Here is a 24,398-nt window from a genome sequence, read left to right as displayed (position 1 = left end):
CGCCATGGTCTGGCTCAAAACTGACTGCACTTTGTGAACTGGCCGTAAATATCGGCGCCAAACGCGAGTATTCACTCTGCTTTTGGCACTCGCTTCAGGCCTCATGTCACCTGCGCTTGTTACAACTTTGAGCTTTCCAGGGTGGCAAACGCCCCGTAGGACGGCCTCGCGTCCTGATGAATTGCGATGGTCAGGGCCGGCAGTCTGCCGCAAGTCCTCTGGCCAGGCCGCTTTTGGCGGCGTTCGCGACTATAGCAGTAATGATTAAGTGCTTCAATTCCATAAAAAATTGTTATCATCGCCGCCATGACGACTACCGCCCCCCCGACCCCCAGCGTTCAGCTGCTTGAGGTCTCGCCGGAATATGCCGGCCAACGCATCGACAATTTTCTCCTGGCCAGGCTCAAAGGCGTGCCCAAGACCTTGATTTACCGCATCTTGCGTAAAGGCGAAGTGCGCGTGAACAAGGGGCGGATCAAGCCCGAGTATAAATTGCAGGCGGGCGATATCGTCCGTGTGCCGCCGGTTCGGGTGCCTGAGCGCGACGAGCCGGTGCCGCTGGCACAAGGCCTGCTTCAGCGCTTGGAAGCATCGATAGTCTTCGAAGACAACAAGCTGATCGTGATCAACAAGCCCTGCGGCATTGCGGTGCACGGCGGCAGCGGCCTGAATTTCGGCGTGATCGAAGCCTTTCGTCAGTTGCGCCCGGATGCCAAGGAGTTGGAATTGGTGCACCGTCTGGACCGCGACACCTCTGGCCTGCTGATGATCGCCAAAAAACGCAGCATGCTGCGTCATCTGCATACCGCTCTGCGCGGCGATGGCGTGGATAAGCGCTACATGGCGCTGGTGCGGGGCCACTGGGCCAGTTCGATCAAGAGCGTTCGTGCGCCGTTGCAGAAGAGCAACTTGCGCTCCGGCGAGCGCATGGTGGAGGTGGACGAGGAGGGCAAAGAGGCGCTGACTCTGTTCAAGGTGCTGCGCCGCTTCGGCGACTTCGCCACGCTGGTGGAGGCCAAACCCGTTACCGGGCGTACCCACCAGATCCGCGTGCACACCCTGCACGCTGGTCACTGCATTGCCGGTGACACCAAGTATGGCGATGAAGATTTTTCCAAGGAAATTCGCGATCTGGGCGGTAAACGCCTGTTCCTTCACGCCTATATGCTGACCGTGCCGCTGCCCGATGGCGGTGAGCTCAAGCTGCAGGCGCCGGTTGATGAGATGTGGGCCAAGACCGTGGAGCGTTTGAGTGTCGCACCGTGACTACAAACTGCTGATTTTCGATTGGGATGGGACCCTGGCCAACTCCATTGGTCGCATCGTCGAATCGATGCACATGGCCTCGACCCGCTCGGGGTTCGAGCTGTGCAGCGACCTGGCGGTCAAAGGCATCATCGGCCTGGGCTTGCCTGAGGCGATTCGTACCTTGTATCCGCAGATCGCCGATCAAGAGTTGCTCGCATTCCGTGAGCACTACGCCGATCACTACATTGCGCTGGAGGCCGAGCCTTCGCCTTTGTTCGAGGGTGTGCGCCAATCCCTGGAGGCGTTCCGTGCCGATGGCTACCACTTGGCTGTCGCCACCGGAAAGGCCCGTCGCGGTTTGGATCGGGTACTCAAGGCCCACGGTTTTGAAGATTATTTCGATATCACCCGCGCAGCCGATGAAACCGCCAGCAAGCCTCACCCTCTGATGTTGGAGGAGATTCTGGCCCATTGCGCTGTTTCCCCGCGTGAGGCGTTGATGGTGGGGGATGCGTCATTTGACCTGATGATGGCGCGCAATGCGGGTATGGACAGTGTGGCCGTCAGTTACGGCGCGCAGTCGCCCGAGGCGTTGCAGCAGTACGAGCCCAGGGTCACGATCGATCATTTTTCTGAATTGCACGCCTGGCTCAATCGGGCTCAATAAGTCTTTGCTGGGGTTTATGGCATGAGTGACGAGTGGAAAGCGCCCGAAAAGGCTGAAAGCAGCGACGACAAAAGCTGGAAACTGCTGGAGAAAACCCTGCTGGCCAGTGTGCAGGAGCAGCGTCGCTCGCGGCGCTGGGGGATTTTCTTCAAGCTGCTGACCTTCACTTACTTGTTGATCATGCTGGCGCTGTTCAGTCCATTAATGGATATGGAGAAAAGCGCGACCCGTAGTGCCAACTACACCGCGCTGATCGAAGTGCGTGGGGTGATTGCCGATAAAGAGCCTGCCAGTGCAGACAATATTGTCAGCAGTCTGCGCGCCGCGTTCGAAGACACCAAGGTCAAGGGTGTGATCCTGCGCATCAATAGCCCGGGCGGCAGTCCTGTGCAGTCGGGCTATGTGTATGACGAGATTCGTCGTCTGCGCGCTCTGCATCCGGACATCAAGCTGTACGCGGTGATCTCTGATCTTGGCGCCTCCGGTGCCTACTACATTGCCAGCGCGGCTGACCAGATTTACGCCGACAAGGCCAGTCTAGTGGGCTCCATAGGCGTGACGGCGGCCGGTTACGGGTTTGTCGGCACCATGGAGAAGCTTGGCGTGGAGCGCCGTACCTACACCTCGGGTGAGCACAAAGCGTTTCTTGACCCGTTTCAGCCGCAGAAGCCCGATGAAACGCAGTTCTGGCAGAGCGTGCTTGATACCACTCATCGCCAGTTCATTGCCAGCGTCAAGCAGGGCCGAGGCGATCGTCTGAAGGACAAGGAGCACCCTGAGTTGTTTTCCGGCCTGGTCTGGTCCGGCGAGCAGGCGTTGCCGTTGGGCTTGATCGACGGCTTGGGCAGTGCCAGTTCGGTGGCGCGGGATGTGATTGGTGAGAAAGAACTGGTGGACTTCACCGTTGAGGAATCGCCATTCGATCGGTTTTCCAAAAAGCTCGGCGCCAGCGTGGCTGAAAAACTGGCGCTCTATATGGGCTTTCAAGGTCCAACGTTGCGTTGAGATAGTCAGGCTGACATAGCCAAGATGTGGGAGGGGGAGGGCTTGCCCCTGATTGCTGTGGTGCTACAGACAGATTGGCTGATCCAATACTGTCGGGAGAAAGCTCCCTCTCACAATGGGTTTTGCGGTGTTCTTAAGGGACCTGCACCCCTTCGCTGAGCAGCATGTCCACCAGTCGAATCAGGGGTAAACCGACGAGGCTGGTGGCATCCGGCCCTTCGGTGCTCTGGAACAGGCTCACGCCCAAGCCTTCAGCTTTGAAGCTGCCCGCGCAGTCAAATGGTTGCTCGATGCGCAGGTAGCGCTCGATGCGCTCAATGTCCAGCTCGCGCATATGCACGGTAAAAGGCACGCAGTCGACTTGGCAGTGGCCGGTTTCGCTGTTGAGCAATGCCAGTCCGGTAAGAAAGCTGACACGCTTGCCGCTTGCCGCCAGCAACTGCTCGCGGGCGTTTTCGAATGTATGCGGCTTGCCGATGATCCGGTCGTCGAGCGCGGCCACCTGGTCCGAACCGATAATCAAATGCCCCGGATAGCTGGCGGCCAACGCTCGGGCCTTCTCTTCGGCCAGGCGTTTGACCAGCTCCACCGCCGGCTCATTTGGACGATGGCTTTCATCGATATCCGGAGAGCTGCAGATGAACGGTAGGTGCAGGCGGTTCAACAATTGCTGGCGATAAACCGAGCTGGATGCGAGTAATAAAGGCAGCATGGGCGACTCCTCAGGGCAGGCCGGGATTCTAGCGGGGTGACCGGCTGACGCACAGGGCTGAATTTCCTTTGACATGGCCGGGTGCATCCCTATAATGCTGCGCCTATGTTGAATGACCCGATTCCACCTCACGTTGACCCGCGCAAATTGGCTGATCGTGGCACCTCCCTTCAAGGTGAAGTGCTGCTGGCCGATTTGGAGAGACTCTGCGACCCGCTTTCCGACACTGTCGGTACGGTGCAGGCCAAATTCGTTTTTGAACGAGATGAACGTAAATCTGTGGTAATTCACAGCTTTATCGACACCGAAGTCAAAATGGTTTGCCAGCGTTGTCTTGAGCTGGTCACCCTGCCGATCCACAGCGAATGCAGTTACGCCGTGGTGAAGGAGGGTGCGAATACCCAGTCGTTGCCGAAAGGTTATGACGTGCTGGAACTGGGCGAAGATCCTTTGGATCTGCATGCACTGATCGAGGAGGAGCTTCTGCTCGCCTTGCCCATTGTGCCTGCTCATCATCCGGAAGAATGCCAGCAGCCGGCGGGCCTCGATGACGAGCCCGAACCGAGCGAGGACGAGGTAACGCGGTCCAACCCGTTCAGTGTATTGGCGCAGTTAAAGCGTGACCCAAACGTTTAGGAGTTAATCAATTATGGCTGTTCAGCAGAACAAAAAATCCCGCTCCGCTCGTGACATGCGCCGTTCGCACGACGCTCTCGAGGCAAGCACTCTGTCCGTGGAAAAGACCACTGGTGAAGTTCACCTGCGTCACCACGTATCGCCAGAAGGCGTATACCGTGGCCGTAAAGTGATCGACAAGGGCGCTGACGAGTAATCACTTGTCTGCTCTCGTCATCGCGATTGACGCAATGGGCGGGGACTTCGGTCCCCGCAGCATTGTTCAGGCCTGCGTTGCCAGCCTGTCTGCAACACCCTCGCTGCACCTGACCCTTGTCGGTCAACCCTCCCTTCTTGAAGAACTGATTGCCAGCCATCCGGCGGTGGATCGCGCGCGCCTGAGCATTGTGCCGGCCAGCGAAACCATCACGATGGATGAAAAACCGGCGGCGGCCCTGCGCGGTAAACCTGACTCTTCGATGCGGGTGGCCCTGGAATTGTTGCGCGACGGCAAGGTGCAGGCCTGTGTCAGCGCCGGCAATACCGGGGCCTTGATGGCGTTGTCGCGGCATGTGCTCAAGACTTTGCCTGGGATCGACCGGCCCGCCATGGTGGCGGCGATTCCCACGCAAACAGGCTATTGCCAGTTGCTGGACCTCGGGGCAAATGTGGATTGCACTGCTGAGCACCTGTTCCAGTTCTCTGTGATGGGCTCGGTGGCGGCGGAGGCCCTGGGAGTGGCCCGCCCGCGCGTGGCGCTGTTGAACATCGGCACCGAAGACATCAAGGGCAACCAGCAGGTCAAGCTCGCCGCGGCCTTGTTGCAACAAGCGCGGGGCTTGAATTACATCGGTTTCGTCGAAGGTGACGGTTTGTACCGGGGCGAAGCGGACGTGGTGGTGTGCGACGGCTTTGTGGGTAACATCCTGCTTAAATCCAGCGAAGGGCTGGCGACTATGATTGCCACACGCATCGAGTCGTTGTTCAGACAGAGCCTGGTCTCGCGTCTGGTGGGCGTTTTAGCGCTGCCATTGATGCGTCGCCTGCAGGCTGATCTGGCGCCGGCGCGGCATAACGGTGCGAGTTTTCTGGGCTTGCAAGGCATTGTGGTGAAAAGTCACGGTTCGGCGGGGGTGGAAGGTTTTCAGAGTGCGATTGCCCGCGCGGTGATCGAGATCCAGGAAAACCTGCCGCAACGCCTGCACGGCCGTCTCGGGGATCTGTTGCCTTAGGCGAATTGGCCCAGGAATGCTTAAATGTGACCGACCAGTTCAATTGACCATCCAATCTGTCAGTTTCGTGCGCTCCCACCGTAGGAGCGATCATTTTCCGACGACCAGATCATTAGGGGCTTGTTACATGTCTACATCCCTCGCATTCGTCTTTCCAGGGCAGGGTTCGCAGTCCCTCGGCATGTTGGCCGAGCTGGGCGCGCAATACCCGTTGATCCTGGACACTTTCAAGGAAGCTTCCGATGCCCTGGGTTACGACCTGTGGGCACTGACCCAACAGGGGCCGGAAGAGCAACTCAATCAAACCGATAAAACCCAACCGGCGATTCTGACTGCCTCGGTTGCCCTGTGGCGCTTGTGGCTGTCAGAGGGCGGCGCGCGTCCCGCATTCGTCGCCGGTCACAGTCTGGGCGAATACAGCGCGCTGGTGGCGGCGGGCAGCCTGACCCTCGGTGAAGCGGTCAAGCTGGTCGAGCGTCGTGGCCAGTTGATGCAAGAGGCCGTTCCGGCCGGGCAGGGCGGCATGGCCGCTATCCTGGGTCTGGAAGACGCGGTGGTGATCGAAGCCTGCGCCGAAGCCGCTCAGGGCGAAGTGGTCAGCGCTGTCAACTTCAATTCCCCTGGCCAGGTGGTGATTGCCGGTGCCAAGGCCGCCGTCGAGCGCGCCATTGAGGGTTGCAAGGCGCGTGGTGCCAAGCGTGCGCTGCCGTTGCCGGTGAGCGTGCCGTCCCATTGCGAGCTGATGCGTCCGGCGGCCGAGCGTTTTGCCGAGTCCATCGCTGCGATCAACTGGCAGGCGCCGCAGATCCCGTTGGTACAGAACGTCAGCGCAGCGGTAGTGGCCGACCTCGACACCCTCAAGCGCGACCTGCTGGAGCAGCTCTACAAGCCGGTGCGTTGGGTTGAGTCGGTTCAGACCCTGGCCGCCAACGGCGCCACCGAGCTGGTTGAGTGCGGTCCGGGCAAGGTCCTGGCTGGCCTGAACAAGCGCTGCGCCGATGGCGTCTCGACATCCAACCTCAATACCCCGGATGCCTTCGCTGCCGCTCGCGCGGCACTGGCCTGAACCCTGAATTCCGAACTTAGGAGAAGCCTGCATGAGTCTGCAAGGTAAAGTTGCACTGGTTACCGGCGCAAGCCGTGGCATTGGTCAGGCGATCGCCCTGGAACTGGGCCGTCAGGGCGCCGTCGTGATCGGCACCGCCACTTCCGCTTCGGGCGCCGAGCGTATTGCCGCGACCCTGAAGGAAAACGGCGTTCAGGGCACTGGCCTTGAACTGAACGTGACCAATGATGAGTCCGTGGCTGCTGTACTGGCCGAGATCACTGCACAGTTCGGTGCGCCGTCGATCCTGGTAAACAACGCCGGTATCACCCGCGACAACCTGATGATGCGCATGAAAGACGACGAGTGGTACGACGTGGTCGATACCAACTTGAACAGTCTGTTCCGCCTGTCCAAGGGCGTTTTGCGCGGCATGACCAAGGCGCGCTGGGGCCGAATTATCAATATTGGTTCCGTAGTGGGTGCCATGGGCAACGCAGGCCAAGTAAACTACGCAGCCGCCAAGGCCGGCCTGGAAGGTTTCAGCCGCGCACTGGCGCGTGAAGTCGGTTCGCGCTCGATTACGGTCAACTCGGTAGCCCCAGGGTTCATCGACACCGATATGACACGCGAACTGCCGGAAGCACAGCGTGAAGCCTTGCTGACGCAGATTCCGCTGGGCCGTCTGGGCCAGGCTCAAGAGATCGCGAATGTGGTCACTTTCCTGGCATCTGACGGTGCGGCATACGTGACTGGGGCTACAATCCCGGTGAACGGCGGGATGTACATGAGTTAAATTGTGACGGATCGCTTCAAAAAAATGTCATACGAGCTGTCTAAAATCCGTTATAAAGCTGCAACTTAATTTATAGGCAGAGGGTCGTTCGGGGTACAGGGTGAAGCTTTCAGTTGAAAAGCTGAAAAGGCTTTCTATACACTTACCCACTGGCCAGCTGCCTGAATTTGTCCATTAGGAGTGAAAACAAGGTATGAGCACCATCGAAGAGCGCGTCAAGAAAATCGTTGCCGAGCAACTGGGTGTTAAAGAAGAAGAAGTGACCAACAGCGCTTCCTTCGTTGAAGACCTGGGTGCCGACTCCCTTGACACCGTTGAGCTGGTGATGGCTCTGGAAGAGGAATTCGAGACCGAAATCCCGGACGAAGAAGCTGAAAAAATCACTACTGTTCAAGCTGCTATCGACTACGTTACTGCCCACCAGGCGTAATAGTTTGTAGTCGTCGCTTGCTGTCAGGGAAAAACCGCACTGCTGTAACGGCGTGCGGTTTTTTCTTTAGCTCCAATGAAAAGTGAGCGCTGAAGCAAAGTGTCGTCATCAAGAAAAAGGAGAGTGCTGTGTCGCGTAGACGCGTCGTAGTCACCGGTATGGGTATGTTGTCGCCACTGGGTACAGATGTGCCGAGCAGTTGGCAGGGCATTCTGGCTGGCCGCAGTGGTATTGGTCTGATCGAACACACGGACCTTTCTGCCTATTCCACCCGTTTTGGCGGCTCGGTAAAGGGGTTCAACGTCGAGGAATATCTCTCGATCAAAGAGTCCCGCAAACTCGACCTGTTCATTCAATACGGTTTGGCCGCTGGTTTTCAGGCAGTGCGTAATGCTGGCTTGGAAGTCACTGACGCCAACCGTGAGCGTATCGGCGTAGCCATGGGTTCGGGCATTGGCGGTTTGACCAATATCGAAGAAACCAGCCGCACGCTGCATGAGACGGGCCCACGTCGGATTTCGCCGTTCTTCGTGCCAGGCTCGATCATCAATATGATTTCCGGCTTCCTGTCCATCCACCTGGGCGCACAGGGACCCAACTACGCAATTGCCACGGCCTGCACCACGGGCACCCACTGCATCGGCATGGCGGCGCGCAACATTGCCTATGACGAGGCGGACGTGATGATTGCCGGCGGCGCCGAAATGGCCGCCTGCGGCCTTGGCATGGGTGGCTTCGGTGCCTCTCGTGCGCTGTCGACCCGCAACGATGAGCCGACCCGCGCCAGTCGTCCCTGGGACAAGGGCCGTGATGGCTTCGTGCTGTCCGACGGTGCCGGTGCCTTGGTATTGGAAGAGCTGGAACACGCCAAGGCGCGTGGTGCCACCATCTATGCCGAACTGATTGGCTTTGGCATGAGTGGCGACGCCTACCACATGACTTCGCCACCGTCCGATGGTGCTGGCGCCGCGCGCTGCATCACCAATGCGTTGCGTGATGCAAAGGTCAATGCCGACCAGGTGCAGTACATCAACGCTCATGGTACCTCGACCCCGACCGGCGACCTGGCGGAAGCCGAGGCCATCAAGTCGGTGTTCGGCGAGCACGCCTACAAGCTGGCGGTCAGCTCCACCAAGTCCATGACCGGTCACCTCTTGGGTGCGGCGGGCGCGGTTGAGGCGATCTTCAGCGTGATGGCCATCAAGGATCAGGTCGCACCGCCGACCATCAACCTGGATGAGCCGGACGAAGGCTGCGACCTGAACTTCGTGCCTCACGAAGCCCAGCCGATGCCGATCGATGTCGCCATCTCCAACTCGTTTGGCTTTGGTGGCACCAACGGCTCCCTGGTGTTCCGCCGGTTCGCCGAGTGATGCACTGCTGGGTCGACGGTCAGCCAGCGGACACCGTGCCCCTGAAAGACCGGGGCCTGGCATACGGCGATGGTCTATTCGAGACCATTGCCGTCAAGGCCGGGCGGCCCGTGCTGCTCGACCGACATCTGCAGCGCCTGGAAGAGGGTTGCCGGCGCCTCGCTTTAAAGGTCGACCACCGCCTTGTACGCAATGAAGTGCTGGCCTACGCCGCCGGCCTCGGCGAAGGCGTTCTCAAGTTGATTCTCACCCGTGGCGACAGCCTGCGCGGTTACGGCATGAACCCTGACGCAGCGGTGCGTCGCATTGTGCAGGGCAGCCCGCCCGCCTCCTATCCCCTGGCCCATGGAATCGACGGCATTCGTTTGTTTTCGTGTGCTACTCGTCTGGCCGAGCAACCGCTATTGGCCGGTCTCAAACACCTGAACCGGCTGGAACAAGTGATTGCCCGTGCCGAATGGCAGGACCCCGAGCATGCCGAAGGCTTGATGCTGGATATGTCCGAACGTGTCATCGAAGGCGTGTTCAGTAATTTATTTATCGTAAGCAACGGTTTGTTACTAACCGCCGATCTGAAGCGTTGCGGGGTTGCTGGCGTCATGCGTGCCGAGATTCTGGCTCAGGCCGAAGCGCTGGGCATCCCGGTGGCCGTGGCCGACATCAATGTCGAGCAGTTACGGCAGGCGGACGAAGTCTTCGTCTGCAACAGCGTTTATGGCATTTGGCCGGTGCGTGAGTGCGCGGCGATGAGCTGGTCGGTTGGCCCGCTCACCCGTAAACTGCAGGGCATTGTTCGCGCCCTATTGGATATTTGAGTTGATACGAAAACTGGTTGTACTGCTGCTGATCGGTCTGTTTTCCGCCGGTCTGCTGTTGGGCTTTTCTGCCTGGAAACTCGACTCTGCCCTCAAGCAGCCCTTGAAGCTGACCCAGGAGCAATTGCTTGATGTACCGGCCGGGGCAACCCCCACCGGTACCTTCAATCGCCTCGAAGCCGACGGTGTGCTCGACGACGCCTTTTGGTTGCGCTTGTACTGGCGCTTCAACCTGGACGGCCAACCGCTGCATAGCGGTGAATATCGCATGACCCCCGGCATGACTGCCCAGGGGCTGATCGGTTTGTGGCAGCGTGGCGAAGTGGTGCAATACAGCCTCACGTTGGTGGAAGGCTGGAACTTTCGTCAGGTGCGGGCGGCGTTGGCCAAGCACGAAAAGATCGTACAGACCTTGGCGGGCCTGACCGACAGCGAAGTCATGGATAAGCTCGGTCATCCTGGTGTATTCCCCGAAGGGCGATTCTTTCCCGATACCTACCGCTTTGTGCGGGGCATGACTGACGTCGAATTCCTGAAAAAAGCCTATAACCGCTTGGACGATGTCCTGGCTCAGGAGTGGAGTAAGCGCGCCGCTGATGCGCCCTACACCGATCCTTACCAGGCGCTGATCATGGCGTCTTTGGTGGAGAAGGAAACCGGCGTACCGGAGGAGCGCGGTCAGATTGCCGGTGTGTTTGTGCGCCGCTTGAAGATCGGCATGTTGCTGCAGACCGATCCCACGGTGATCTACGGCCTGGGCGAGCGCTACAACGGCAAATTGACCCGCGCCCATCTCAAGGAAGCCAACCCCTACAACACTTACATGGTGGCCGGGTTGCCGCCGACACCGATCGCCATGGTCGGCCGTGAGGCGATCCATGCGGCGTTGAACCCCGCACCGGGCAGTAGCCTGTATTTTGTCGCGCGTGGCGATGGCAGCCATATTTTCTCGGATGATCTGGATGCGCATAATGCGGCCGTGCGCGAGTTTCAGCTCAAGCGTCGGGCCGATTACCGCTCCAGCCCGGCACCGGTGGTGAAGCCGCCGGAAGAGGCGGCACCTCCGGCCGAGGCGGTGCCGGACACCGCCGCGCCGCAAAGCCCGCAATGACTCTGACTAAGGACCGCCTGTGACTGGCTTGTTTATTACCCTGGAAGGCCCGGAAGGCGCCGGCAAAAGTACCAACCGCGACTACTTGGCCGAGCGCTTGCGCACCGAAGGGATCGAGGTGGTGTTGACCCGTGAGCCTGGCGGTACGCCTCTGGCCGAACGCATCCGTGAAGTGCTGTTGGCCCCGGGCGAAGAACAGATGAATCCGGACACCGAGCTGCTGCTGGTATTCGCCGCCCGCGCCCAGCATCTTGCCGAAGTGATCCGTCCGGCCCTGGCCCGCGGCGCCGTGGTGATCTGCGATCGTTTCACCGATTCGACCTACGCCTACCAGGGCGGTGGTCGCGGCTTACCCCTGGAGCGCATAGCCACGCTGGAAACCTTTGTACAGGGCAGCCTGCGCCCGGACCTGACCCTGTTGTTCGATCTGCCGGTGGAAGTGGGCATGGCGCGCGCCAGTGCCCGTGGCCGTCTGGACCGTTTCGAGCTGGAAGGCCAGGTGTTCTTCGACGCCGTGCGTCGCGCTTTCCTCGCGCGCGCCAAGGCCGAACCTGCGCGCTATCACCTGCTGGATGCGGCGCAACCGTTGGCCAATGTGCAACAGGCCATCGATGCGCTGTTGCCCGCGCTGCTGGAGCGCGCCCGTGGCTGAAGCCTATCCGTGGCAAGACAGCCTTTGGCAGCAGTTGGCCGGACGTGCCCAGCATGCCCATGCCTATTTGCTGCATGGGCCGGCGGGCATCGGTAAGCGCCATCTGGCCGAGCGCTTGATGGCCAGTCTGTTGTGCCAACGGCCGGTCAATCTGGAGGCTTGCGGCGAGTGCAAATCCTGCTTGTTGCTCAAGGCGGGCAGTCATCCGGATAACTACCTGCTCGAACCGGAGGAGGCCGACAAGGCGATCAAGGTCGACCAAGTGCGCGATCTGGTCAGCTTCGTGGTGCAGACCGCGCAGATGGGCGGGCGCAAAGTGGTGCTGATCGAGCCGGTGGAGGCGATGAACATCAATGCTGCCAATGCCCTGCTTAAAAGCCTCGAAGAGCCTTCCGGCGACACTGTTCTGTTGTTGGTGAGTCACCAGTCCAGCCGCTTGTTGCCCACCATTCGCAGCCGCTGCGTGCAGCAGGCTTGCCCTCTGCCAAGCGAGGCGATGAGTGTGCAATGGCTGGCGCAGGCCCTGCCGGATTGCTCCGCTGAGGAGCGCGTGGAGTTGCTGACCCTGGCGGCCGGCTCGCCACTGGCGGCCGTCAAGCTGCAGGCCCAAGGCGTGCGTGAGCAGCGGGCCCTGGTGGTCGATGGAGTGAAGAAACTGCTCAAGCAGGAGCTGTCCGCCACTCAGTTGGCCGAGACGGCCTGGAAGGATATCCCTCTGCTGCTGTTGTTCGACTGGTTCTGCGACTGGTCCAGTCTGATCCTGCGCTACCAACTGACCCAGGACGAAGCCGGCCTGGGTCTGCCGGATATGCGCAAAGTGGTGCAATACCTCGCGCAGAAAAGCCCCCAGGCCAAGGTGCTGACTATCCAAGACTGGATCCTTGCCCAGCGCCAGAAAGTCCTCGGCAAAGCCAACCTCAACCGTGTGCTGCTGCTTGAAGCGCTGCTGGTGCAATGGGTTGGCCTGCTCGGGCGCCGTTGATCCTTCGATGGCCGACGGGTGTATCGTTGGTCAGACATTTACCGTGACTTAAGTCGTACCTTCTTATGCTCGTAGATTCCCATTGCCACCTTGACCGCCTTGACCTCGCCCAGCATGCCGGGTCCCTTGACGCTGCGCTTGAAGCCGCGCGCCAGCGCGGGGTAGGGCATTTCCTGTGCATCGGCGTCAGCGCCGAAAACGCCGCTGATGTCAAAGCCCTCGCCGAGCGCTACGCCGATGTGGATTGTTCGGTGGGTATCCACCCGCTGGACCTCAAGCCTGGTGAAGCGCCAGCGCTCGATTGGCTGCTGACAGAGCTCAATCATCCACGCGTGGTGGCCATTGGCGAGACCGGCCTGGATTACCACTACGAGCCCGAAGCCGCCGAGTTGCAGCAGGCGTCCTTCCGTTTGCACCTGCAAGCCGCCCAGCAGACCGGTAAACCGGTGATCGTCCATACCCGTGGCGCCCGTGCCGACACATTGACGCTGCTGCGCGAAGCCGCCTTGCCCCAGGCCGGTGTGCTGCATTGCTTCACCGAGGACTGGGACATGGCCAAGGCCGCCCTGGACCTGGGTTTCTATATCTCCTTGTCGGGGATTGTCACGTTCCGCAATGCCGATGCCCTGCGCGACGTGGCGCGACAAGTACCGGCCGACCGTCTGCTGGTGGAAACCGACTCGCCGTATCTGGCCCCTATCCCCCATCGCGGTAAGCCGAACCTGCCGGAGTACGTACGCGATGTGGCGGATTACCTGGCGATGCTGCGCGGCGTGCCCTACGAGCGGTTCGCCGAGCAGACCACCGAGAACTTCAAACGCCTGTTCCCGTTGGCTCATGTCGCCGCTTGAGGGAACAAATCCCAGGCAAAAAAAACCCGGGTTCTGGGGGGTGAATCCGGGCTAAGACCATTAGGAGTAAACAAGGGCACGCAGTCCGTCGGTACCCAGATCGGCGTTTCACTTGGGGGAGATGTCACGCCGACAGTTGAAGTATTGATCAGTATCCGATTCAGTCCAGTCGCCCCTGATCGTTTTTTAAACAGATTTGGAATACGTGCGCTTCAGTTGAGTTCTCATCGACGCCATGGTCATGGGTGCGTGTTGCGTATTATTTCTGACTGATAACCGCTGATTCGTTGGCATGCTGTCATTAAAGTGCAGAGTGGGTTCACATAGGCGTTGCCCAACGACCGTTCAGTCGGGATAATCCCTCGCATCGGCTAAATCGTATCGCCACGTATCCGTGGCCTTGCATGGCCCTCCCTCTACCGACCTCTGCAGACCTCTTCCTCATGCACAAAGAACCCCGTAAGGTCCGTGAGTTTCGCCGCCGAGAGCAGGAAATTCTCGACACCGCGCTCAAGTTGTTCCTCGAACAAGGTGAAGACAGCGTCACCGTCGAGATGATTGCGGATGCCGTGGGTATCGGCAAAGGCACCATCTACAAACATTTCAAGTCCAAGGCCGAGATCTACCTGCGCCTGATGCTCGACTACGAGCGCGATTTGAACGAGTTGCTGCATTCGGCCGACGTGGACAAGGACAAGGAAGCCCTGTCCCGCGCCTACTTCGAATTCCGTATGCGTGACCCCCAGCGCTACCGCCTCTTCGACCGTCTGGAAGAGAAGGTGGTCAAAGGCCATCAGGTACCGGAAATGGTTGAGGAGTTGCACAAGATCCGCGCCTCGAACTTCGAACGCCTGACCCTCCTGATCAAAGGCCGTATCAGCGAAGGCAAGCTGGAGGATGTACCGCCGTATTTCCACTATTGCGCCGCCTGGGCGTTGGTGCACGGCGCCGTGGCGCTGTATCACTCGCCGTTCTGGAGCAATGTGCTGGAAGATCAGGAAGGGTTTTTCCAGTTCCTGATGGATATCGGTGTGCGTATGGGCAACAAGCGCAAGCACAGTTCCGAACCGGCGCTTGAAGCCACGCCCGCCAGTCAAGATTAGCTGCCAGGCGCAGTAACCCAGGAATATACTCAGGCAAGGATCTTGCTAAAAGCTGATTTATAGGTCAGCTTTCAGTGCGCCCGAATTATCCTCTGCCGGAGTGATCCATGATCGTTGATCGTCAAGGCAGGCGTTTTCGCAATTTGCGGATCAGCCTGACCTCAGCCTGCAATTACGCGTGTACCTACTGCGTGCCTGATGGCAAGCGGCTGGTGGCTGCCCAGGACGAACTCTCGGCCGAGGCCATGGCCCGTGGCGTTGCGTACCTGATTGAAGCGGCCGGCATCGAGCGTTTGCGCATCACTGGCGGTGAGCCGCTGGTCAGTCCCAAGCTGGAAGCTTTCCTCGGTGCCGTGGGCCAGTTGGGGCTGGGCGATATCAGCCTGACCACCAATGGCCAACTGCTCGCTCGCAAATTGCCGCTGCTGGTGGATGCCGGCATCCGTCGTATCAACGTCTCCCTCGATACCCTGGACGCCGGCGCGTTCCGCAGCATTGCCCGTGGCGGCGACCTGGCCACCGTGCTCGATGGCATGGATCAGGCTCGCGCCGCCGGGCTCAAGATTAAGGTCAATATGGTGCCATTGCGCGGCCAGAACCTGGATCAGGTGATGCCGCTGCTTGATTACTGTTTGGAGCGCGGCTACGAGTTGCGCTTTATCGAGTTGATGCGCATGGGCCACCTGGCCAGGGATTCCAACGCCTTTCTGCAGCAGTTCGTCAGCCTGCAACAACTGTTGAGCCTGATCGGCGAACGCTACGAATACTTGCAAGCCAATGCCCCAGTGGACGCCACGGCGGTGCGCTATGAAGTGCCGGGCAAAGGCCATTTCGGCGTGATCGCCAACGAAAGCGTGCCGTTCTGCCGTACTTGCTCGCGGTTGCGGCTGTCGTCCACCGGTTGGTTGCATGGCTGCCTGTCGTCGAGCAACCGCCACTATGTCGGCGACTTGCTCGACAAGCCCCGTCATCAGGCGCTGCCGGCCTTGCAGGGTTTGTTGATGAAAGCCCTGGGTGATAAGCAGGAAGTGGCGTTCTCCGGCGGCGCAACCATCATGAAAATCATCGGCGGCTAATGCCGCATGCGCGCGCCTCCCCTGGCCCAGATTCTGCATCTCGTGCCCATTCGCCGGTTTTCCGTCACCGGCTTCTGGAGGAATAGGATGCGTAGTCTGGTTTTGTTGCTGGCGTCGTTGACGCTGAGTGGTTGCATGACCGTCAGCGATATGGCCGAAGGCACCCGCTATCAGATGAGTGACGCCGGGTTGCTGGATCACAGCGACACTCGCCGCACGGCGTCGATTCGTGTGCAGCCGGATTCCTTTATTTTTATCGCCCAGGGCGCGTTTGTGCCGCCGGGCAGTGCCTATCCGCGTCCGAACGTAGTGGCTGAGGAAGCCTTCAATGGTTTCGTCGAATATTTCCCCATGGTGCGTCGCGCCCGCCAACCTGAAGGCCTTGAGCAAGCCATGGCCGAAGCCCGTGCGGCGGGCGCTCATTACCTGCTGTACTGCCGCTTCGCCAAGGCCGACGACCGTATCGGTAATGCCGATGAGTGGGCCGATCAAGAGGCGCTCGACCGTGTTGGCCTGGACAGCGGCGTTATCCAGATCATGTTGATCGAGACCAGCACCCAATATTTGATTGATACTGCACGTATTCGCAGTCGTGGCGGTTTACTGACATTCCACGACAACAAGCCACAAGACCTGATTGCCCGCCCCCTGGCGCAGTACGCACGAGGCTTGCTGGGGATGAGTGATCAGTAGGTCCGGCACGTAAACAAGGGAGAACCCATGACCGATTCCGCCAAGGCCAACGATCTGTTGGCGCAACTGCCTAAAGGCAAGGGCCCGGCACCGGTGCATCTGTGGAACCCGGATTTCTGCGGCAATATCGACATGCGCATCGCCCGCGACGGCACCTGGTTTTACCAAGGTACGCCGATCGGGCGAAAGCCGATGGTCAAATTGTTCTCCAATATCATTCGCCGCGATGGCGATGATTACTTCCTGGTTACCCCGGTGGAAAAAGTCGGGATCGTGGTCGACGACGCGCCGTTCGTTGCGGTGACATTGGAGGTGGAAGGCGAGGGCGAAAGTCAGCGGCTGCGCTTGACCACCAACATCGACGAGCAGATCGAGGCGGGTCTCGAACATCCCCTACGGGTGGTGATTGACCCGGTCACCGAAGAGCCATCGCCTTATCTGCGCGTGCGCGCTAACCTCGAAGCCCTGGTGCATCGCAACGTGTTCTATCAATTGGTCGAGTTGGCGGTGAGTCGTCCGATCAACGGGCGAAATTGGCTGGGTGTGTGGAGCGGCGGGGAGTTTTTCCCGATTGGCCTGGAGCCCTGAGGCCGCTTATTACCAAGCCCTGACATAATTCGCTTGCCGCTCACCGGGCCTTTCGGTTATCAATTTGTACATGATTAGACATGTGCGATTCGATAAGAAAAAACGCGTCGTCGACGAACTCATCCGCCGCATTGAAGGTGGCATGATGGCCGACGGTTTCCTGCTGCCGGGCGAGCACCAATTGGCCGAAGAGTTCGGGGTCAGCCGAGGCACCTTGCGCGAGGCTCTGGCCGAGCTGAAGCGCCGTAATTACATCGCCACCCAGAGCGGGGTCGGCTCCATTGTCACCTTTGACGGCATGGTGCTCGATCAAGCCAGCGGCTGGGCGCAGGCCCTGGCCGATACGGGGGCGTTGATCACCACTGACGTCCTGCGCCTGGAAGCGGTAACCCGCTCGGACTTGCTCAACCGCTTCGGCAGCGATCAGTTCATCGCCCTCGACCGGCGCCGTCGGACCACCGATGGCACTGCCGTGTCCCTGGAACGCTCGTTGATGCCCGCCTCTGGCAGTCTTGAGAGCCTGCCCCGGGTCGGCCTGATCGACAATTCTCTGACCATTACCCTGGCGGCCTATGGCTATGTCGGCGCTGATGGCGACCAGTGGATCGGTGCCGAGCCATTGAGCGACGAAGACGCCGAGCTGCTGGGGCGCCCAGTCGGCACGGTGTTTTTGAAGGCGTCGCGAACCACTTTCGACCGTCGCGGACGTTTTATGGAGTACCTCGAAAGCGTGCTTGACCCTGTGCACTTTCGCCTGCACCTGCAATTCGGAACCGCCAAATGACCCCGCATAATCGCGCCCTCGGCGCCTTTTACGGCCTGGCCCTGGGCGATGCCCTCGGCATGCCGACCCAGTCGCTCAACCGCGAGCAGGTACGCGCGCGTTTCGGCGCGATCACGGCGCTGGTCGATGCCCACGCCGACCAACCCATTGCCCCCAACATGCCCGCCGGCTCGGTCACCGATGACACCGAGCAAGCGATTCTGGTGGGCGAGTTACTGGTGCAGGGCCAGGGCACGATCGAGCCTGCGATCCTCGCCCAGCGCCTGATCGACTGGGAAGCGAGCATGCGCGCCAAGGGCTCCCAGGACTTGCTCGGTCCCTCCACCAAGCGCGCGATCGACATGATCCTCGCCGGCCATACTCCAGAGGAATCCGGGCGTTATGGCACCACCAACGGCGCGGCCATGCGTATCACCCCCGTGGGCATTGCCGCCGATGTCAACGACTCGGTTCGATTTGTCCAGTCGGTGATTCAGGCGTGCCAAGTCACCCACAACACGACCCTGGGCATCTCCAGCGCGGCAGCGGTGGCTGCGGTGGTTTCGGCCGGTATCAACGGCGTGGATCTGGGCGAAGCGTTAAGCATCGGCACCCAGATTGCCCAACAAACCGAGAGCCATGGTCATTGGGTGGCGGGTGGGCGGATTTCCACGCGCATCAGTTGGGCCCGCACCTTGAGCGTTGGCAGCGGCGATACCGCGCTGTTCGCTGACCTGTTGTATGAGTTGATCGGCACCTCCGTGGCCTCCCAGGAGTCGGTGGTGGTGTCGTTCGCCCTCGCGCAGCGGGTAGCGGTGGGTGAGCTGACGGCGCTGGACGCGTTGTGCCTGGCCGCCAGCCTCGGCGGCGATACCGACACCATTGCAGCGATGCTGGGCGCCATGCTTGGCGCTTGTCTGGGCATGCAGTGCTGGCCACCAGCGATGATCGAGCAGGTCAAACGGGTCAATGGGCTGGATTTGCAACCCTTGGTCCAGGGGCTGCTCGCCTTGCGTTAAGCGCGCGTTGCGACGTGCGTTGCTGAACACAGTCAGGATGACGGGTTAACCCTTTAACTATTTGCCATCACCACAACAAATACAGGCACCAGGAGCAGCACCATGAGCAGCACGTCTGCCGGCCAAAACGCCGGGCAATTGGAAACACGCGGTATCGAACCGGTCCCCGAAGCGGAGTGCAATGGTCATCCGCTGCAGCTGTTCTGGGTATGGTTCGCCGCCAATATCAGCATCCTCGGCCTGCCGCTGGGTGCCACGTTGGTGGCGTTTCGCGGCTTGGCGATCTGGCAGGCGGTGATCGTGGCGATCCTCGGCGCCGCCGGTTCCTTTGCTGTGGTGGGCATCATCTCCATCGCCGGCCGACGCGGCCGCGCACCCAGCCTGACGCTGTCGCGCGCCATCTTCGGCGTGCGCGGTAATATCGGTCCGACTTTGGTTTCGCTGATGTCGCGCCTGGGCTGGGAAACCGTCAACACCACCACCGCTGCGTTTGTGCTGCTGTCGCTGTGCTCAATCCTGTTCGGCACGGCGGTCGAGGCCAAAAGCGCGCCGGTGCTGACCCTGATCTTTATCGGCATCTTCGTGCTGCTGACCCTGGCGGTCTCCGGCCTGGGCCACGCCACGTTGTTGGTGATCCAGAAATGGGCCACTTACGTGTTTGGCGCGCTGAATATCCTAGTGGGTGGTTTTCTCTGCGCCACCATCGACTGGAACGCCGTGTTCAATGCCACGCCGGCACCGCTGAGCGCGATGATCATCGGCATCGGCACCATGGCGGCCGGTACCGGTATCGGCTGGGCCAACGCCGGTGCCGATATGTCGCGTTACCAGCACCGCAGCGTCAAGGCCGCGCGACTGGTGGCGTCCGCCGCCTTTGGCGCGGGCATTCCGCTGGTGCTGTTGATCACCCTGGGCGGCCTATTGTCGGTGGGCAATAACGACCTGGCGGCGGCCACGGACCCGATCATCGCGATCCGCGACATGCTGCCCACCTGGATGGCGGTGCCGTACCTGATCACGGCGTTCGGTGGGCTATTGCTGTCGAATAACCTGTCGGTGTATTCGGCGGGCCTGACCACCCTGACCCTCGGTTTGAAGGTCAAGCGCGTACATGCGGTGATCGTCGATATCGTGGCGATCTTCGCCGGTTCGATTTACTTCATGCTGATTGCCGACAGTTTCTACGGCCCGTTTATTACCTTCATTTCGCTGCTGGCGGTGCCGATTACCGCGTGGGTCGGCATCTTCGTGGTCGACTTGATCCACCGTCACTACTACAGCGCCCAGGATCTGCTGGACGTCAGCCCCAGCAGTGCCTACTGGTATCGCGGCGGCGTGGAATGGCGCGCATTCGGCGCGTGGGCCGTGGCGATCGTGCTGGGTTTTAGCTTCACCACCATCGGTACTACCGCCGACAACATCTGGTTCGCCGGGCCGTTGTCCGACTCCTGGCTGGGCCATAACGGCTTGGGTTGGATTATCACGTTCTTGGTCGCGGGTGGGATCTACGCCGTGCTGGGTGGTGCATCTGATCGACGCCCGGCGCTGGTCGAGGGCGCACATGTCTAGATTGCTGCACACGGGGCAGGTCATCGTCGACCTGGTCATGGCCCTCGATACGTTGCCCGCCACTGGGGGCGACGTATTGGCGCAATCGGCCAGTTTCGAAACCGGCGGCGGCTTCAATGTGATGGCCGCCGCGCGACGCAACGGCATGCCGGTGGTGTACTTGGGGCGCCATGGCACCGGGCGCTTCGGCGATCTGGCCCGAGCGGCGATGCAGGCGGACGGCATCGACATAGCCCTGGCACCGAGCAGCGGCAGGGACACAGGCCTATGCGTGGCCCTGACCGAGGCGTCCACGGAGCGCACTTTTATTTCACGCCTTGGGGCAGAGGGCGAACTGAGCGCCGAAGATTTGGCCCGCGTGGTGCCATGTGCCGATGACTACGTGTATGTCAGCGGCTACAGCCTGCTGCTGGAAGGCAAGGCCCAGCCGCTGATCGACTGGCTGCTGGCCTTACCGCGGCCCATCGCGGTGGTGTTCGATCCGGGGCCGCTGGCCAAGGGGCCGAATTCGGCACTGATGCTTGCCTTGCTGCCGCGCATCGATATCTGGACCAGCAACGGGCCAGAAGCGCTGGCATTCACCGGGGCGGCGGATATTGCGCAGGCGTTGACCGACCTCGCTCGCCACTTACCCGCTGACACGCTGTTGGTGGTACGCGATGGTCCGAATGGCTGCTGGGTGGGGCGGGGGGCTCGGATCGAACATGTGCCGGGGTTCACGGTGCAGGCGGTAGATAGCAATGGCGCCGGGGACGCGCACGCGGGGGTGATGATTGCCGGTCTGGCCCAAGGCCTCGAACCGGTGGAATCGGCGCGCCGTGCAAATGCGGCGGCGGCGTTGGCGGTGACGCGCTGGGGCCCGGCCACTGCGCCGACCGGTGCTGAAGTCGACGCCTTCCTCAAATCATGACAACCAACGGTGGCAGGACGCGGACGTCCTCCCACCGTTGTCAGGCAGGGGTCAACTTGCCTTCTTCAACGCTTCGATCAACTGATCTTTACGCATGCTCGAACGCCCGCGGATATCTTTCGCTCGGGCTTCCTTGAGCAGGCTTTCCTTGGTCTGGGTGCTTAAGGACACACGGCTGTTGCGCGGATGCCCTTCACGGCTGGCGGCAGCCCGCTTGGCCGAGTCATGACGATCCTGGGCCTTCTTCGCCGGGGCCTTGCGCTGACCCGAGCCGCCGGCCTTTTCGCCCCCGCCGGACTGCTTGTTGACGGTGGCCCACGCACGGGCTTCGGCTTCGGATTTGGGCACGCCTTTGTCCTCGTAACTCTGTTCGATACGGGAGGCTTTACGCTTCTGTGCGGCGGTGTATTTGGCTTTGCTTCCAAGAGGCATTGCGATACTCCTACTGGCCCTGTCGCCAGGGCCAGACCAGACAAAATGAATTACTGAGGGTCGGCACTTTCCAGCTTGCGCGCCTCATCGACACCCGACGCGGTCAGCTTGATCGGCAGGTTCAAGGCATATTCACCGGCAGCGTCGGTGGTCACGTGACCGTCCTTGATAAGCCCACGGTCTTGAAGGAACGCCAAGGCACTGGCGACTACTTTCTCGCCGCGGTAGTTGTCCAGTACCTCCTTGCCCAAACCATGGGGATGGGCGTGCAACAGGCGGGTGAGGACTTCTCTCTCAAGGTTCTTATCGACGTTCATGCGTACCTCTTCATGGGAAAATGATCGGGTGTTCGTCTCGCGTGCGATGAATCAAGGTGCAGTTTGTTTCGGCGCGCCCGGCAGGTTCGAGTCGTCGCCTTTGTTGACCTTGGGCTCATCGACCGACGGGCCCATCTTGCCGTTACCTACCGCAGCCGGTGCCTGGCGCTGGGTGTCATGGCCTTGAGTGTGCGGGTCGGCCGCGTTGGTGTTATCGATCACCGCGCCGCCATTGGTGTCCAGGCCAGTGCCCATGGACTTCTGCGACTCGGTGGTGGCGTCCGGGTTGGTCGGGCCGGTGGACGAGGTCGCGGCGAAGCTGCTCAGGGAAACCGCGGACAGCAGACCGGCGAGGGCGAGGGCAGCACATTTGGAATGGTTCATGAGGGTGTCTCCTTATGATTAATGTCCTTACCCTTTGTTGGTCAGCCGACGTTTATTGATCGTGCCTCGATGGCGACGAACGGTATCAAGTTGCCTGTAAAAATTTGTGTGTCAGCGCACCGGGCCACAACGACGCCACCTCGTAGCCCATAAAATTGCGCTGCAATCAGTCATCAAAGCGCCTTAGTATGTGGGCTTTGACATTGCCAAGGCTCGCCCATGACCATCGAGATTCGTCCCGCCGTGCCCAGTGACGCTGCGCAGATCCTGACTTTTATCACCGAGCTTGCGGAGTACGAAAAAGCCCGGCATGAAGTGATCGCCAGTGTGGTGGACATCGAACGTAGCCTGTTCAGCGAGGGCGCCACCGCCCATGGTCTGATTTGCTCGCGGGACGGCGTGCCCATCGGTTTTGCAGTGTTCTTCTTCAGCTACTCCACCTGGCTTGGCAGTAACTGCCTGTACCTCGAAGACCTCTACATCAACCCGGAACAACGTGGCGGCGGGGCGGGCAAGAAGTTGTTGCGCCACCTGGCCAAGATCGCGTTCGACAATGGCTGCGGGCGCTTTGAGTGGAGCGTGTTGGACTGGAACGAGCCGGCGATTGCCTTCTACAAATCCATTGGCGCACAGCCGCAGGAAGAGTGGGTGCGGTACCGCATGGAAGGCGATGCGTTGCGTGACTTTGCCTTGGGTTGAGGCTGAAAGTCGTCCATGGCTTGATCAATAACCGGCATGAATGTGCCGGTTTTTTTACATCTGTTCTCACAATATGGGATGTAAATTTATATATTGAGATATTTCAAGTTCTAGGTTTATAGTCGGCGGCATCAGCACTCACTACCAAAAATAAAACAGGTGAAGCGATGCAGGCACAACCGTTGTCGTTGCCCAGGGTGCCCGAGCCTACTTACGGCGAGCGTCTCAAAGGCAAGGTGGTCGTGATCACCGGTGCCGCTCAAGGCATTGGCGAGGCGATCGTCGCGTGCTTTCAAGCCCAGCAGGCGCAGTTGGTGATCGGCGATATCCTGGGCGACAAGGTCGAGGCCGTTGCCGCTCACTGGCGCGAACGCGGCGCCCAGATCCATGCACTTCCTATCGATATCACCGCCAAGGAACAGTGGCAGGCGCTGGTCAACCTGGCCATCGAGCGCTTCGGGCGTGTGGATGTGCTGGTCAATTGCGCCGGGGTCAATGTGTTCCGCGACCCGCTGGAAATGAGCGACGAAGACTGGCGCCGCTGCTTCGCCATCGATCTCGACGGTGCCTGGTTCGGCTGTCGCACGGTGTTGCCGCACATGATCGAGCAGGGCATCGGCAATATCATCAACATCGCCTCCACCCATTCCAGCCACATCATTCCCGGGTGCTTTCCGTACCCGGTGGCCAAACATGGCCTACTCGGCCTGACCCGCGCTCTGGGTATCGAATACGCGCCCAAAGGCATCCGCGTGAATGCGATTGCGCCGGGCTATATCGAAACCCAGCTGAATGTCGATTACTGGAACGGTTTCCCCGACCCCCACGCCGAACGCCAGCGCGCCTTCGACCTGCACCCGCCCAAGCGCATCGGCCAACCGGTCGAGGTGGCGATGACGGCGCTGTTCCTGGCCACCGACGAAGCGCCTTTTATCAATGCCACCTGCCTGATGATCGATGGCGGGCGGTCTGTGATGTACCACGACTAGAACCTGCCGCTCTCCAATAACAACAAGAGGTGCCGTTCATGAAAAAAGCCTTACGTGTTCTCGCTACCGCCGTGGCGTTCAGCAGCCTCAGCTCCTTCGCCCTGGCCGCTGATACAGTCAAAATCGGCTTCCTGGTCAAACAAGCCGAGGAACCTTGGTTTCAGACCGAGTGGGCCTTCGCTGAAAAAGCCGCCAAGGACAAGGGGTTTGAGTTGATCAAGATCGCCGTGCCCGACGGCGAGAAGACCCTGTCGGCCATCGACAGCCTGGCCGCCAATGGCGCCAAGGGTTTTGTGATCTGCCCGCCGGATGTGTCCCTCGG

At 60.3% G+C, this 24,398-nt stretch carries 29 protein-coding genes and 1 pseudogene; 26 read left to right on the top strand and 4 right to left on the bottom strand.

What is annotated here, in order from left to right; genetic code table 11:
- Positions 1–306 precede the first annotated feature (306 nt).
- Genes rluC through ACFZPT_RS11255 form a run of 3 tightly spaced genes read left to right on the top strand, consistent with a single transcriptional unit; the run spans position 307 to position 2,920 of the window.
- The gene (gene rluC, locus ACFZPT_RS11265) at positions 307–1,266 is read left to right on the top strand and encodes a 23S rRNA pseudouridine(955/2504/2580) synthase RluC (RefSeq protein ID WP_034114867.1); all 960 of its coding nucleotides are present in this window, start codon (positions 307–309) and stop codon (positions 1,264–1,266) included.
- The gene (locus tag ACFZPT_RS11260; protein WP_034114866.1) at positions 1,253–1,915 is read left to right on the top strand and encodes an HAD-IA family hydrolase; all 663 of its coding nucleotides are present in this window, start codon (positions 1,253–1,255) and stop codon (positions 1,913–1,915) included. The genes rluC and ACFZPT_RS11260 overlap by 14 nt, the downstream gene beginning before the upstream one ends.
- 21 nt (positions 1,916–1,936) lie before the next feature.
- Positions 1,937–2,920, top strand: a complete 984-nt coding sequence (locus ACFZPT_RS11255) for a S49 family peptidase (protein WP_034099896.1) — start codon at positions 1,937–1,939, stop codon at positions 2,918–2,920.
- A 133-nt stretch (positions 2,921–3,053) separates the two neighbouring features.
- Here ACFZPT_RS11255 and ACFZPT_RS11250 read toward each other — a convergent pair whose 3' ends face one another.
- Positions 3,054–3,632: a nucleoside triphosphate pyrophosphatase gene (locus ACFZPT_RS11250; RefSeq protein ID WP_034114865.1), complete on the bottom strand. Its 579-nt coding sequence runs from the start codon at positions 3,630–3,632 to the stop codon at positions 3,054–3,056.
- Between the two features lie 105 nt (positions 3,633–3,737).
- On the opposite strand from ACFZPT_RS11250, the gene ACFZPT_RS11245 reads away from it, so the two are divergent.
- The 20 genes from ACFZPT_RS11245 (at position 3,738) to ACFZPT_RS11150 (ending at position 21,255) form a co-directional block, all read left to right on the top strand.
- Complete coding sequence (locus tag ACFZPT_RS11245) at positions 3,738–4,268, top strand: YceD family protein (protein WP_034099894.1); 531 nt, start codon at positions 3,738–3,740, stop codon at positions 4,266–4,268.
- A gap of 13 nt (positions 4,269–4,281) precedes the next feature.
- The gene (gene rpmF / locus ACFZPT_RS11240; protein ID WP_003179396.1) at positions 4,282–4,464 is read left to right on the top strand and encodes a 50S ribosomal protein L32; all 183 of its coding nucleotides are present in this window, start codon (positions 4,282–4,284) and stop codon (positions 4,462–4,464) included.
- A gap of 4 nt (positions 4,465–4,468) precedes the next feature.
- Positions 4,469–5,479: a phosphate acyltransferase PlsX gene (gene plsX, locus ACFZPT_RS11235; protein ID WP_080758776.1), complete on the top strand. Its 1,011-nt coding sequence runs from the start codon at positions 4,469–4,471 to the stop codon at positions 5,477–5,479.
- Positions 5,480–5,606: 127 nt separating this feature from the next.
- Positions 5,607–6,545 carry an ACP S-malonyltransferase gene (gene fabD / locus ACFZPT_RS11230; RefSeq protein WP_034099892.1) on the top strand — a complete coding sequence of 313 codons (939 nt, stop codon included), beginning with the start codon at positions 5,607–5,609 and terminating at the stop codon, positions 6,543–6,545.
- Positions 6,546–6,576: 31 nt separating this feature from the next.
- Positions 6,577–7,320: a 3-oxoacyl-ACP reductase FabG gene (fabG, locus tag ACFZPT_RS11225; protein WP_034099891.1), complete on the top strand. Its 744-nt coding sequence runs from the start codon at positions 6,577–6,579 to the stop codon at positions 7,318–7,320.
- A 193-nt stretch (positions 7,321–7,513) separates the two neighbouring features.
- Positions 7,514–7,750, top strand: a complete 237-nt coding sequence (gene acpP / locus ACFZPT_RS11220) for an acyl carrier protein (protein ID WP_016973676.1) — start codon at positions 7,514–7,516, stop codon at positions 7,748–7,750.
- A gap of 128 nt (positions 7,751–7,878) precedes the next feature.
- On the top strand, positions 7,879–9,123 hold the full coding sequence (gene fabF / locus ACFZPT_RS11215; protein ID WP_034099890.1) for a beta-ketoacyl-ACP synthase II: 1,245 nt from the start codon (positions 7,879–7,881) through the stop codon (positions 9,121–9,123).
- Positions 9,123–9,938, top strand: coding sequence for an aminodeoxychorismate lyase (gene pabC / locus ACFZPT_RS11210; RefSeq protein WP_034099889.1), 816 nt, complete (start codon positions 9,123–9,125; stop codon positions 9,936–9,938). Before fabF ends, pabC begins: the two co-directional genes overlap by 1 nt.
- Before the next feature lies 1 nt (position 9,939).
- The gene (gene mltG, locus ACFZPT_RS11205) at positions 9,940–11,049 is read left to right on the top strand and encodes an endolytic transglycosylase MltG (RefSeq protein ID WP_034099888.1); all 1,110 of its coding nucleotides are present in this window, start codon (positions 9,940–9,942) and stop codon (positions 11,047–11,049) included.
- Positions 11,050–11,068: 19 nt separating this feature from the next.
- Positions 11,069–11,701, top strand: coding sequence for a dTMP kinase (tmk, locus tag ACFZPT_RS11200; RefSeq protein ID WP_034114864.1), 633 nt, complete (start codon positions 11,069–11,071; stop codon positions 11,699–11,701).
- Positions 11,694–12,683 carry a DNA polymerase III subunit delta' gene (locus ACFZPT_RS11195; protein ID WP_034099886.1) on the top strand — a complete coding sequence of 330 codons (990 nt, stop codon included), beginning with the start codon at positions 11,694–11,696 and terminating at the stop codon, positions 12,681–12,683. Before tmk ends, ACFZPT_RS11195 begins: the two co-directional genes overlap by 8 nt.
- A 65-nt stretch (positions 12,684–12,748) precedes the next feature.
- Complete coding sequence (locus ACFZPT_RS11190; protein ID WP_034099885.1) at positions 12,749–13,534, top strand: TatD family hydrolase; 786 nt, start codon at positions 12,749–12,751, stop codon at positions 13,532–13,534.
- Between the two features lie 443 nt (positions 13,535–13,977).
- Entirely contained in the window at positions 13,978–14,637 is a 660-nt protein-coding gene (locus ACFZPT_RS11185; protein ID WP_034099884.1) for a TetR/AcrR family transcriptional regulator, read from the top strand.
- A gap of 107 nt (positions 14,638–14,744) precedes the next feature.
- Entirely contained in the window at positions 14,745–15,713 is a 969-nt protein-coding gene (locus tag ACFZPT_RS11180; RefSeq protein ID WP_034099883.1) for a GTP 3',8-cyclase MoaA, read from the top strand.
- 87 nt (positions 15,714–15,800) lie between these two features.
- Positions 15,801–16,406: a DUF4823 domain-containing protein gene (locus ACFZPT_RS11175; RefSeq protein ID WP_025854156.1), complete on the top strand. Its 606-nt coding sequence runs from the start codon at positions 15,801–15,803 to the stop codon at positions 16,404–16,406.
- Between the two features lie 27 nt (positions 16,407–16,433).
- The gene (locus ACFZPT_RS11170; protein ID WP_379555370.1) at positions 16,434–16,994 is read left to right on the top strand and encodes a DUF1285 domain-containing protein; all 561 of its coding nucleotides are present in this window, start codon (positions 16,434–16,436) and stop codon (positions 16,992–16,994) included.
- A gap of 70 nt (positions 16,995–17,064) precedes the next feature.
- Entirely contained in the window at positions 17,065–17,778 is a 714-nt protein-coding gene (locus ACFZPT_RS11165) for a GntR family transcriptional regulator (protein WP_379555372.1), read from the top strand.
- On the top strand, positions 17,775–18,776 hold the full coding sequence (locus tag ACFZPT_RS11160) for an ADP-ribosylglycohydrolase family protein (RefSeq protein WP_034114862.1): 1,002 nt from the start codon (positions 17,775–17,777) through the stop codon (positions 18,774–18,776). The genes ACFZPT_RS11165 and ACFZPT_RS11160 overlap by 4 nt, the downstream gene beginning before the upstream one ends.
- 102 nt (positions 18,777–18,878) lie before the next feature.
- On the top strand, positions 18,879–20,345 hold the full coding sequence (locus ACFZPT_RS11155; protein WP_034114861.1) for a cytosine permease: 1,467 nt from the start codon (positions 18,879–18,881) through the stop codon (positions 20,343–20,345).
- The gene (locus tag ACFZPT_RS11150) at positions 20,338–21,255 is read left to right on the top strand and encodes a PfkB family carbohydrate kinase (RefSeq protein ID WP_034114860.1); all 918 of its coding nucleotides are present in this window, start codon (positions 20,338–20,340) and stop codon (positions 21,253–21,255) included. The genes ACFZPT_RS11155 and ACFZPT_RS11150 overlap by 8 nt, the downstream gene beginning before the upstream one ends.
- Before the next feature lie 51 nt (positions 21,256–21,306).
- Here ACFZPT_RS11150 and ACFZPT_RS11145 read toward each other — a convergent pair whose 3' ends face one another.
- From ACFZPT_RS11145 to ACFZPT_RS11135, 3 genes are read right to left on the bottom strand one after another with little or no spacing between them, the layout of a single operon-like run.
- Positions 21,307–21,687, bottom strand: coding sequence for a termination factor Rho (locus ACFZPT_RS11145; RefSeq protein WP_034114859.1), 381 nt, complete (start codon positions 21,685–21,687; stop codon positions 21,307–21,309).
- 50 nt (positions 21,688–21,737) lie between these two features.
- Positions 21,738–22,004: a hypothetical protein gene (locus ACFZPT_RS11140; protein WP_034114858.1), complete on the bottom strand. Its 267-nt coding sequence runs from the start codon at positions 22,002–22,004 to the stop codon at positions 21,738–21,740.
- Positions 22,005–22,055: 51 nt separating this feature from the next.
- On the bottom strand, positions 22,056–22,388 hold the full coding sequence (locus ACFZPT_RS11135) for a hypothetical protein (RefSeq protein WP_034114857.1): 333 nt from the start codon (positions 22,386–22,388) through the stop codon (positions 22,056–22,058).
- 219 nt (positions 22,389–22,607) lie between these two features.
- Between ACFZPT_RS11135 and ACFZPT_RS11130 the strand changes: the two genes are divergently transcribed.
- From ACFZPT_RS11130 to ACFZPT_RS11120, 3 genes and pseudogenes are all read left to right on the top strand, one after another.
- The gene (locus tag ACFZPT_RS11130; RefSeq protein ID WP_034099874.1) at positions 22,608–23,087 is read left to right on the top strand and encodes a GNAT family N-acetyltransferase; all 480 of its coding nucleotides are present in this window, start codon (positions 22,608–22,610) and stop codon (positions 23,085–23,087) included.
- Positions 23,088–23,254: 167 nt separating this feature from the next.
- Positions 23,255–24,076, top strand: a complete 822-nt coding sequence (locus tag ACFZPT_RS11125) for an SDR family oxidoreductase (RefSeq protein WP_034099873.1) — start codon at positions 23,255–23,257, stop codon at positions 24,074–24,076.
- 38 nt (positions 24,077–24,114) lie between these two features.
- Positions 24,115–24,398 (top strand): annotated as a pseudogene (locus ACFZPT_RS11120) (arabinose ABC transporter substrate-binding protein); the annotation flags it as partial.

The organism is Pseudomonas sp. MD330_10, from assembly GCF_042610415.1.
Lineage (GTDB): Bacteria > Pseudomonadota > Gammaproteobacteria > Pseudomonadales > Pseudomonadaceae > Aquipseudomonas > Aquipseudomonas rhodesiae.
The sequence above is the reverse complement of the archived record's forward strand: the minus strand, read 5'-3'. Positions and strand labels throughout refer to the sequence as shown.

Coding starts and splice junctions, on each gene's coding strand:
- rluC (WP_034114867.1), top strand. CDS start 307: ATGACGACTACCGCCCCCCCGACCCCCAGCGTTCAGCTGCTTGAGGTC.
- ACFZPT_RS11255 (WP_034099896.1), top strand. CDS start 1,937: ATGAGTGACGAGTGGAAAGCGCCCGAAAAGGCTGAAAGCAGCGACGAC.
- ACFZPT_RS11250 (WP_034114865.1), bottom strand. CDS start 3,632: ATGCTGCCTTTATTACTCGCATCCAGCTCGGTTTATCGCCAGCAATTG.
- ACFZPT_RS11245 (WP_034099894.1), top strand. CDS start 3,738: ATGTTGAATGACCCGATTCCACCTCACGTTGACCCGCGCAAATTGGCT.
- rpmF (WP_003179396.1), top strand. CDS start 4,282: ATGGCTGTTCAGCAGAACAAAAAATCCCGCTCCGCTCGTGACATGCGC.
- fabD (WP_034099892.1), top strand. CDS start 5,607: ATGTCTACATCCCTCGCATTCGTCTTTCCAGGGCAGGGTTCGCAGTCC.
- fabG (WP_034099891.1), top strand. CDS start 6,577: ATGAGTCTGCAAGGTAAAGTTGCACTGGTTACCGGCGCAAGCCGTGGC.
- acpP (WP_016973676.1), top strand. CDS start 7,514: ATGAGCACCATCGAAGAGCGCGTCAAGAAAATCGTTGCCGAGCAACTG.
- pabC (WP_034099889.1), top strand. CDS start 9,123: ATGCACTGCTGGGTCGACGGTCAGCCAGCGGACACCGTGCCCCTGAAA.
- ACFZPT_RS11190 (WP_034099885.1), top strand. CDS start 12,749: ATGCTCGTAGATTCCCATTGCCACCTTGACCGCCTTGACCTCGCCCAG.
- ACFZPT_RS11185 (WP_034099884.1), top strand. CDS start 13,978: ATGCACAAAGAACCCCGTAAGGTCCGTGAGTTTCGCCGCCGAGAGCAG.
- ACFZPT_RS11180 (WP_034099883.1), top strand. CDS start 14,745: ATGATCGTTGATCGTCAAGGCAGGCGTTTTCGCAATTTGCGGATCAGC.
- ACFZPT_RS11175 (WP_025854156.1), top strand. CDS start 15,801: ATGCGTAGTCTGGTTTTGTTGCTGGCGTCGTTGACGCTGAGTGGTTGC.
- ACFZPT_RS11170 (WP_379555370.1), top strand. CDS start 16,434: ATGACCGATTCCGCCAAGGCCAACGATCTGTTGGCGCAACTGCCTAAA.
- ACFZPT_RS11165 (WP_379555372.1), top strand. CDS start 17,065: ATGATTAGACATGTGCGATTCGATAAGAAAAAACGCGTCGTCGACGAA.
- ACFZPT_RS11160 (WP_034114862.1), top strand. CDS start 17,775: ATGACCCCGCATAATCGCGCCCTCGGCGCCTTTTACGGCCTGGCCCTG.
- ACFZPT_RS11155 (WP_034114861.1), top strand. CDS start 18,879: ATGAGCAGCACGTCTGCCGGCCAAAACGCCGGGCAATTGGAAACACGC.
- ACFZPT_RS11150 (WP_034114860.1), top strand. CDS start 20,338: ATGTCTAGATTGCTGCACACGGGGCAGGTCATCGTCGACCTGGTCATG.
- ACFZPT_RS11145 (WP_034114859.1), bottom strand. CDS start 21,687: ATGCCTCTTGGAAGCAAAGCCAAATACACCGCCGCACAGAAGCGTAAA.
- ACFZPT_RS11140 (WP_034114858.1), bottom strand. CDS start 22,004: ATGAACGTCGATAAGAACCTTGAGAGAGAAGTCCTCACCCGCCTGTTG.
- ACFZPT_RS11135 (WP_034114857.1), bottom strand. CDS start 22,388: ATGAACCATTCCAAATGTGCTGCCCTCGCCCTCGCCGGTCTGCTGTCC.
- ACFZPT_RS11130 (WP_034099874.1), top strand. CDS start 22,608: ATGACCATCGAGATTCGTCCCGCCGTGCCCAGTGACGCTGCGCAGATC.
- ACFZPT_RS11125 (WP_034099873.1), top strand. CDS start 23,255: ATGCAGGCACAACCGTTGTCGTTGCCCAGGGTGCCCGAGCCTACTTAC.